This window comes from Streptomyces sp. WAC04114, from assembly GCF_019733245.1.
Lineage (GTDB): Bacteria > Actinomycetota > Actinomycetes > Streptomycetales > Streptomycetaceae > Streptomyces > Streptomyces massasporeus_A.
On record NZ_JAIGQA010000258.1, the window covers coordinates 1 to 8852 of the forward strand.

Genomic DNA, 8852 nt, shown 5'->3' on the forward strand with positions numbered 1-8852 from the left:
GGTGTGTGCCCGGGGGTGGGGGCGTGAATGCCCTCAGGGGCGGTGATCCGGATCACGATGCCGTAGGCCGGCGCCCCTGCAGGGGCTCCGCCTACGGCTTGAGGCGACGCGTCATGGACGTTCTCCAACGAGCCCGGTTACATCGAGCGAGCGAGACGCGGCACGGACTGAACGGGGCCCCGAACTCGACCCGGACGTACACGTACGGCGAGAAGTCCGGTCCCAATGGCACGAATTCCGGTCCGCACACGCTGTCTTCGGTCGTGGAGAAGACGGCGGCAACGAGCACGACGCCCGAGGTCACGTCTCAAGACACCTACACCTACGACGTAACAGGCAACACCAGGAGCCGAGTTCTCAACGGAGACACCCAGTCCCTGGACTGGGACAAGCAGGGTGAGCTGACCAAGGTCACCAACGCCGACGGCACGGTGACGCAGTACACGTATGACGCGTCGGGTGAGCGGATCCTTCGGGACACATCCCAGGAGAAGACGTTCTACCTGCCGGGCATGGAGCTGCACCTGGACAAGTCGACGTCCAAGGTGACGACGACTCGCTACTACGCGTTCGGCGCCATGCAGATCGCCATGCGGGATGCGGGCGGTGTCCACTTCCTGGCGTCGGACCACCAGGGAACGGCCCAACTGGCGATCAATGCCAAGACCGGTGAGACGACGCGCCGCCGCACGGACCCCTTCGGTAACCCGCGCGACGAGTCCACGTCCTCGCCCTCGTCCCGTGCCTGGGTGAACGACAAGGGCTTCGTCGGCGGCACGGTGCAGCAGTCCACTGGCCTGACAACGCTCGGGGCGCGTGAATACGACTCGGACACGGGCCGCTTCATCTCGGCTGACCCGATCATCGACTACACCGACCCGCAGCAGATCAACGGCTACTCGTACAGCAACAACAGCCCGGTCACCTTCTCCGACCCGAGTGGCCTGAAGCCCGACGACTGCGTGAACGTCGGCATCACCTGCACCCTGGAGCGCGACGGCGGGTGGGAGGTCAAGGCGACCGACACCTACTACACGTACTACGGGGTCAATAAGCCGAAGGAGGCGCCGGCGCAGTACCGGGCGCGCCAGCAGAAGGCGCGGGCGGACGCGGCCAAGCAGCGGGCTATCGCCGTCGCCAAGGAGCTCGGGCAGATCATCGCGGACGAGCTGGGCATCACGGACGCGCTGGACTGCTTCACCACGGGCGCGTTGGGTTCCTGCGGGGCCACGGCACTCAACGTCGTCTCGTCGCTCGTGGCCGGCGGACCGCTGGCGCGGCTGGCCGCGAAGTACTGGAACAAGATGGACAAGGCCTGGGCCCTGATCAAGCGCATCGGAAACCTCAGCCCCAGGCTGTGGGACAGCTTCCAGGACTGGCGCAAGAGCAGCAAGGCGGCGGACGAGGCGACGGAGGCCGTTTCCTGCAAGGTCGGTAACAGCTTCACGCCCGGCACGAAGGTGTTGATGGCCGACGGTTCGACGAAACCGATCAAGGACGTCGACATCGGCGACAAGGTCTTGGCGACCGACCCGGAGACGGGCGAGACGAAGGTCGAGACGGTCACAGCCGAGATCAAGGGCAAGGGGCTCAAGCATCTCGTCAAGATCACGGTGGACATCGACGGCAAGAAGGGCTCGAAGACGGCTTCGGTCACGGCGACCGATGGCCATCCGTTCTGGGTGCCTGAGCTTGGGGAGTGGGTCGACGCCACTGATCTGACGGCGGGGGAGTGGCTGCGGACCGGAGCGGGGACGCGAGTCCAGGTCACTTCTGTGGAGCGGTGGACGGTCGGTTCGGCTGCCGTTCACAACCTCACGGTCAGCGATCTTCATACGTACTTTGTGCTGGCGGGGACCTTGCCGGTCCTCGTTCACAACTGTGGTGGATCACAACCCGGGCACTCCGAGCTCTGCAGGTGCGACCCGGAGAAGCCTCGCAGCGAGGTCGTCCTGGACGCGGACTCGTTCGAACAGGCCAGAAACCAGGCCCTGGACATCGTGGGACCCATCGACACCGGTTCCTGGCAGCGTCGGCAGGGGACGATGGAGTCGGCGGTCGACACCTTCGGCAGGGATACCGGGTTCACCGCGACCAGTGGTGGGCAATACAGGTCGTTCCGCCTGGATACTGACAATAGAATTGGCCCGCACATCAATGTGATGACGGGTAAGGGTGCAGCGGTTCGAAAATGGGCGATTAGGTTCCCTGGCGGGAGCATTTCGACGTGGTTGAGGCGGAACGTATGACAGGCGGTAGTTCCTATGGGAATCGTCCGGAGTATCTTCCGGACTTCATGAACGACCCCCGCGACGATGATGGTCGGCAGGTGGTAAAGCTGGATCTCGCCGAGAATTGCGCACTGACTGCAGCGACGCTGAGTAGATTTCCGGCTACCACCGGCGACGTGATCGACTTCGATTCCACTCCGTTCCAAGACCGTCTCTGGTGGGACGATGAGGAGGACTGGACGAGGATGGCTGCGGAACTGCTCTCCTCGTATGTGCAGCGGGGTGAGCGGATCGCCGTCATCTGGGGCAACTACCTCATGCCGACCGTGACGATGCCTGCGGATGTCGCGGTGCGACATGCGCGGGACATCCTGGACGCTGGGCCGCACTTCTGGATCCACCCACTTGGCGGTTCAGTTCTCATCGAATGCCTGATGGATGGACAAGTGACGGTCGTGACGATTCCGTCAGGCTGAGCGCCAGACCCGCCAAAAACGCCCCGCCGATTTTTCGGCGGGGCGTTCTCGCCGGACGCGATGCCGCTGGATCGCTTCCCGCGCCGCAGTTATGAGGACCGTGGGGAATGCTCCGGCGGAGCGTATAGGGGAGGAGCAGGACCTGCCACTCAGCCCGCCAACCCCAACTCCCGTGCGATCAGCATCCGTTGGACCTCGCTCGTGCCCTCGCCGATTTCGAGGATCTTGGAGTCTCGCCACATGCGGGCCACCGGGTATTCGTTCATGAAGCCGTAGCCGCCGTGGATCTGGGTGGCCTCCCGGGCGTTGTCCACCGCGACCGTGGAGGAGTGGAGCTTCGCCAGGGCCGCTTCCTTCTTGAAGGGGTCGCCGGCGACCAGGCGGGCCGCTGCGTCGCGCCAGGCCAGGCGGGACGTGTGGGCCTTCATCTCCATGTCCGCGATCTTGAACTGGATGGCCTGGTTGGCGGCGATGGGCTTGCCGAAGGCGTGGCGCTCCTTGGCGTATTTGATCGACTCGTCCACGCAGCCCTGTGCCAGACCCGTCGCCAGCGCCGCGATCGCGATACGACCTTCGTCGAGGATGCGCAGGAACTGGGCGTAACCGCGGCCCTCTTCGCCCAGGAGGTTCTCCGCCGGGACGCGGACGTCGGTGAAGGACAGCTCGCGGGTGTCCGAGGCGTTCCAGCCGACCTTGGAGTACGGGGCCGCGACCGTGAAGCCGGGGGTGCCGGAGGGGACGATGATCGAGGAGATGTGGGGCCTGCCGTCGGGCTTGCGGCCCGTGACCGCCGTGACCGTCACCAGGCCCGTGATGTCCGTGCCCGAGTTGGTGATGAAGCACTTCGTGCCGTTGATCACCCACTCGTTCGTGGCCGAGTCCAGACGGGCCGTCGTACGGGTCGCGCCCGCGTCGCTGCCGCCGTCCGGTTCCGTCAGGCCGAACGCGCCCAGCAGTTCGCCCGAGCAGAGGCGGGGGAGCCACTCCCGCTTCTGGGCCTCGGTGCCGTAGAGGTGGATCGGCATCGCGCCGAGCGAGACGCCGGCCTCCAGGGTGATCGCCACCGAGGAGTCGACCCGCGCCAGTTCCTCCAGGGCCACGCCGAGGGCAAGGTAGTCGCCGCCCATGCCGCCGTACTCCTCCGGGAACGGCAGGCCGAACAGGCCCATGCGGCCCATCTCCCGGACGATCTCGTACGGGAACTCGTGCCGCTCGTAGAAGTCGCCGATCTTCGGCGCCACCACCTCGTGCGCGAACTCCTCGACCGTGCGGCGGAGTTCCTCCAGCTCGGGGGAGAGACGGTAGTCCATGGTGATCAGTGCTCCTCGGTGTCCTCGTGGGACAGGGCTCGGACGGTGCGGGACGGGCTGGGTCGGCCCAGGTGGGTGGCCATCCACGCGCTCGTGGCGACGAGGCGGCCGAGGTCGATTCCGGTGTCGATGCCGAGGCCCCGCAGCATCCACACGAGGTCTTCGGTGGCGAGGTTGCCGGTCGCCGACTTGGCGTACGGGCAGCCGCCCAGGCCGCCCGCCGAGGCGTCGACCGTCGTCACGCCCTGCTGGAGCGCCGCGAGGGTGTTGGCGAGGGCCTGGCCGTAGGTGTCGTGGAAGTGGACGCCGAGGGCCGACACGGGTACGCCCGCCTCGTCCAGGGCCGCCAGGAGTGAGACCACGTGGCCGGGCGTCGCCACGCCGATCGTGTCGCCCAGGCTCAGCTCGTCGCAGCCCATGTCCAGCAGGGCCTTACAGACCTTCACCACCTGGGGGATCGGGACCGCGCCCTCCCACGGGTCGCCGAAGCACATGGACAGGTAGCCGCGGACATGGACGTCCTCGGACTTCGCGCGGCTCACCACCGGCTCGAACATCGCCAGGGCCTCGTCCACCGTGCGGTTGAGGTTGGCCTTGGCGAAGGACTCCGTCGCGCTGGCGAAGACCGCCACCCGCCGGGCGCCCAGTGCCAGGGCGCGGTCCAGGCCCCTCTCGTTCGGGACGAGCACCGGGAGCGCCACCGGGAGGTCCCTGACAAGAGGGAACAGCCGCTCCGCGTCCGCCAGTTGGGGGACCCACTTGGGGTGGACGAAGCTCGTCGCCTCGATCGTCGTCAGGCCCGCGTCGGCCAGGCGGCGGATGATTTCCGCCTTGACCTCCGTGGGGACCGTCGCCTGCTCGTTCTGCAGGCCGTCGCGCGCGCCGACCTCGTGGATGCGGACGCGGGTGGGCAGGTCCCTGCTCGGGACGGCCATCGGGAGCCCTGGGACTGTCATTCCGCCGCCTCCTCGTGCGGTGCGATGACCGCCAGCACCTGGTCCATGGCGACCGTGGTGCCGGGGGCCACGTCCAGCTCGGTGACCTTGCCGGCGTGCGGCGCGGAGATGACGTGCTCCATCTTCATCGCCTCCACCACCAGCAGGCTCTGACCGGCGCTCACCTCGTCGCCGACGGCGACCTTCACCACCGTCACCGTGCCGGGCATCGGCGCGGTCAGCGAGTCGGCGCCCGCGTGGGCGGCGCGGGTGAGGGACGCGGCGACCGGGTCGTGGTCGCGCACATGCCAGGCGTCGCCGTCGCGGCCGAGCCAGTCGGCGGCGCGGTGGAAGGTGTGGCGGACGCCGTCCAGCGTGACGGAGACCCGGTCGGCGGTGACCGTGGCCGCGCCGCGCGGAGTGTGCTCCACGGGCTCCTGCACCCGCAGGGGGAAGACCGGCGGTTTCGGCGCACCGCCCAGGCGCCAGCCGCTCGGCACCGAGAACGGGTCCGTCCAGCCGCCCGGCTCCGGCTTCAGGGCTTCGAGGCGTACGGCCGCCGCCGCCTCGTACACCTCCTCCGGTACGTCCGTGGGGACCAGTCCCTCGACCTCGCGCTCGACCAGGCCCGTGTCCATGTCGCCGGAGACGACCGCCGGGTGGGCGAGCAGGCGGCGCAGGAACCCGGCGTTGGTCTGCACGCCGAGCGTGACCGTCTCCGCCAGGGCGGCCCGGAGTTTGCGCAGGGCGGTCGCGCGGTCGGGGCCGTACGCGATGACCTTGGAGAGCATCGGGTCGTAGAGGCTGCCGACCTCCGTGCCCTCGGTGAGGCCCGAGTCGGTGCGGACGCCGTCGCCCTGCGGTTCGCGCAGCTTTAGCACCGTGCCGCCGGAGGGGAGGAAACCGCGGGCCGGGTCCTCGGCGCAGATGCGGGCCTCCACGGCGTGACCGGTCAGCCGTACGTCCGTCTGGGTGAAGGCGAGCGGTTCTCCGGCCGCCACGCGCAGCTGCCACTCGACCAGGTCCAGGCCCGTGATCAGCTCCGTGACCGGGTGCTCCACCTGGAGGCGGGTGTTCATCTCCATGAAGTAGTACGACGACGGGTCGGCGCCGTTGACGATGAACTCCACCGTGCCCGCGCCGCGGTAGCCGCAGGAGCGGGCCGCCTGGACCGCCGCCTCGCCCATCGCGGAGCGCGTCTCCTCGTCGAGGAGGACGCTCGGCGCTTCCTCGATGATCTTCTGGTGGCGGCGCTGGAGGGAGCACTCGCGCTCCCCGAGGTGGACCACGTTCCCGTGCCCGTCCGCCAGGACCTGGATCTCGATGTGCCGGGGGCGGTCGATCCAGCGCTCGACGAGGAGTGTGTCGTCGCCGAAGGAGGCGCGGGCCTCGCGGCGGGCCGAGGCGATCTCGTCCTCCAGCCGGGTCAGGTCCCGCACCAGGCGCATGCCCTTGCCGCCGCCGCCCGCGCTGGGCTTCAGCAGCACGGGCGCGCCCAGCTCGCGGGCCGCCTCGGCCAGATCCGGGTCACGCCCGCCGGGCACGACCGGTACCCCGGCCTCCTGGACCGTCTCCTTGGCGCGGATCTTGTCGCCCATCAGCGCGATCGCGTCCGCCGGAGGGCCGATGAAGACCAGGCCGGCCTCGGCGCAGGCGCGCGCGAAGGCGGCGTTCTCGGCGAGGAAGCCGTAGCCGGGGTGCACGGCCTGGGCGCCTGTGCGGGCGGCGGCCTCCAGGAGGCGCTCCACCGACAGGTAGCTCTCGGAGGCGGGAGGCGGTCCGATCCGGACCGCCGTGTCCGCTTCGCGGACGTGCCGGGCGTCGGCGTCCGCGTCGGAGAAGACGGCCACCGAGCGCACGCCCATCGACCGCAGCGTACGGATCACCCGTACGGCGATCTCGCCGCGGTTGGCCACCAGTACTGTCTCGAACATCGTCGTCCGTCCCCTCACATCCGGAAGACGCCGAACTGGGGGTCACCCAGGGGCGCGTTGGCGCACGCGGTCAGGGCCAGGCCCAGGACCTGACGGGTGTCCAGCGGGTCGATCACACCGTCGTCCCAGAGGCGGGCCGACGCGTAGTAGGCGTTGCCCTGGCGCTCGTACTGGGCGCGGATCGGGGCCTTGAAGGCGTCCTCGTCCTCCGCGGACCAGGCCTCGCCGCGGCCCTCCAGCTGGTCCCGCTTGACGGTCGCCAGGACCGAGGCGGCCTGCTCGCCGCCCATCACCGAGATCTTGGCGTTCGGCCACATCCACAGGAAGCGGGGGGAGTACGCCCTGCCGCACATGGAGTAGTTGCCCGCGCCGTACGAGCCGCCGACCACGACGGTCAGCTTCGGTACGCGGGTGCAGGCGACCGCCGTGACCATCTTGGCGCCGTGCTTGGCGATGCCGCCCGCCTCGTAATCCTTGCCGACCATGAAGCCCGAGATGTTCTGCAGGAAGACCAGGGGGATGCCGCGCTGGTCGCACAGCTCGACGAAGTGGGCGCCCTTCTGGGCGGACTCGGAGAACAGGATGCCGTTGTTGGCGACGATGCCCACCGGGTGGCCGTGGATCCGGGCGAAGCCTGTGACCAGCGTCTGGCCGAACTCGGACTTGAACTCGGCGAAGCGGGAGCCGTCGACGACCCGGGCGATGATCTCGCGCACGTCGTAGGGGGTGCGGGAGTCGACCGGGACCGCGCCGTAGATGCTGTGCGGGTCGACCTTGGGCTCCGTCGCCTCCGTGACCTCCCAGGGGAGTGCGCCGCGGGAAGGGAGCGTGGAGACGATGGTGCGGACGATGCGGAGCGCGTGCGCGTCGTTCTCCGCGAGGTGGTCGGTGACGCCCGAGGTGCGGGAGTGGACCTCGCCGCCGCCGAGCTCCTCCGCCGTGACGACCTCGCCGGTGGCCGCCTTCACCAGGGGCGGGCCGCCCAGGAAGATGGTGCCCTGGTCGCGGACGATCACCGCCTCGTCGCTCATCGCCGGGACGTACGCCCCACCTGCCGTGCACGAGCCGAGGACGGCGGCGATCTGGGGGATGCCGGCGCCGGACATGCGGGCCTGGTTGTAGAAGATGCGGCCGAAGTGGTCGCGGTCCGGGAAGACCTCGTCCTGCATGGGCAGGAAGGCGCCGCCGGAGTCCACCAGGTAGACGCAGGGGAGGCGGTTGTCGAGGGCGACCTCCTGGGCGCGGAGGTGCTTCTTGACCGTCATCGGGTAGTAGGTGCCGCCCTTGACCGTGGCGTCGTTGGCGATGACCACCGTCTCGCGGCCGCTGACCCGGCCGATGCCGGCGATGACGCCGGCGGCCGGGGCCTGCCCCTCGTACATCCCGTCGGCCGCGAGCGGGGCCAGCTCCAGGAAGGGCGAGCCCGGGTCGAGGAGGGTGTCCACGCGGTCGCGGGGGAGCAGCTTTCCGCGGGCCGTGTGGCGGGCGCGGGCCTTCTCGCCGCCGCCCTGTGCGGCGGCGGCGAGCTTGGTGCGCAGCTCCTCGACGAGGGCGTGGTGCGCCTCCTCGTTGGCCCGAAAGGCCTCCGACGCGGGGTCTGCCGCGCTCGTGAGCTCCGGTGCCTCGTGCATCCTGCGGGTCCCCTCACTTTGTTAATGAGCGTTAACGCATTTCCTTCAGGTTAACGACCGCTAACCTCCCTGTCTAGAATTGTTTTCATGGCCACCAGAACCGACGCCCCCACCCGCCGTGAGCAGATCCTCAAGGAGGCCGCTCGGCTGTTCGCCGAGCGGGGGTTCCATGGGGTCGGGGTCGATGAGATAGGCGCTGCGGTCGGGATCAGCGGGCCCGGGCTGTACCGGCACTTCGCGGGCAAGGACGCGATGCTCGCGGAGTTGCTGGTGGGGATCAGCGGGCAGTTGCTGACCGGGGCGAAGCGGAGGCTGGCGGAGGCGGACGGGGGTGG

The 8852-nt window shown here is 69.2% G+C and carries 7 protein-coding genes; 3 read left to right on the plus strand and 4 right to left on the minus strand.

Going from position 1 to position 8852, the window contains the following annotated elements; genetic code table 11:
* Positions 1-263: 263 nt before the first annotated feature.
* Positions 264-2249: a polymorphic toxin-type HINT domain-containing protein gene (locus K4G64_RS36840; protein WP_308122590.1), complete on the plus strand. Its 1986-nt coding sequence runs from the start codon at positions 264-266 to the stop codon at positions 2247-2249.
* Complete coding sequence (locus tag K4G64_RS36845) at positions 2228-2707, plus strand: hypothetical protein (protein ID WP_221760235.1); 480 nt, start codon at positions 2228-2230, stop codon at positions 2705-2707. Before K4G64_RS36840 ends, K4G64_RS36845 begins: the two co-directional genes overlap by 22 nt.
* A 149-nt stretch (positions 2708-2856) precedes the next feature.
* On the opposite strand, the gene K4G64_RS36850 is transcribed toward K4G64_RS36845, so the two are convergent.
* From K4G64_RS36850 to K4G64_RS36865, 4 genes are read right to left on the minus strand one after another with little or no spacing between them, the layout of a single operon-like run.
* Complete coding sequence (locus K4G64_RS36850; protein WP_221760236.1) at positions 2857-4017, minus strand: acyl-CoA dehydrogenase family protein; 1161 nt, start codon at positions 4015-4017, stop codon at positions 2857-2859.
* Between the two features lie 5 nt (positions 4018-4022).
* A complete protein-coding gene (locus K4G64_RS36855; RefSeq protein ID WP_221760237.1) occupies positions 4023-4973 on the minus strand; it encodes a hydroxymethylglutaryl-CoA lyase in 951 nt (316 codons plus the stop codon).
* A complete protein-coding gene (locus K4G64_RS36860; protein WP_221760238.1) occupies positions 4970-6886 on the minus strand; it encodes an acetyl/propionyl/methylcrotonyl-CoA carboxylase subunit alpha in 1917 nt (638 codons plus the stop codon). The genes K4G64_RS36855 and K4G64_RS36860 overlap by 4 nt, the downstream gene beginning before the upstream one ends.
* 14 nt (positions 6887-6900) lie before the next feature.
* Positions 6901-8517: a carboxyl transferase domain-containing protein gene (locus K4G64_RS36865; protein ID WP_221760239.1), complete on the minus strand. Its 1617-nt coding sequence runs from the start codon at positions 8515-8517 to the stop codon at positions 6901-6903.
* A gap of 87 nt (positions 8518-8604) precedes the next feature.
* Here K4G64_RS36865 and K4G64_RS36870 point away from each other — a divergent pair.
* Positions 8605-8852 (plus strand): TetR/AcrR family transcriptional regulator (locus K4G64_RS36870; RefSeq protein WP_221760240.1); only part of this gene is annotated, 248 nt, incomplete at its 3' end.

Bases quoted from the DNA above. Each gene is read 5' to 3' on its own strand.
- K4G64_RS36850 (WP_221760236.1), bottom strand. From the start codon at position 4,017: ATGGACTACCGTCTCTCCCCCGAGCTGGAGGAACTCCGCCGCACGGTC.
- K4G64_RS36855 (WP_221760237.1), bottom strand. From the start codon at position 4,973: ATGACAGTCCCAGGGCTCCCGATGGCCGTCCCGAGCAGGGACCTGCCC.
- K4G64_RS36860 (WP_221760238.1), bottom strand. From the start codon at position 6,886: ATGTTCGAGACAGTACTGGTGGCCAACCGCGGCGAGATCGCCGTACGG.
- K4G64_RS36865 (WP_221760239.1), bottom strand. From the start codon at position 8,517: ATGCACGAGGCACCGGAGCTCACGAGCGCGGCAGACCCCGCGTCGGAG.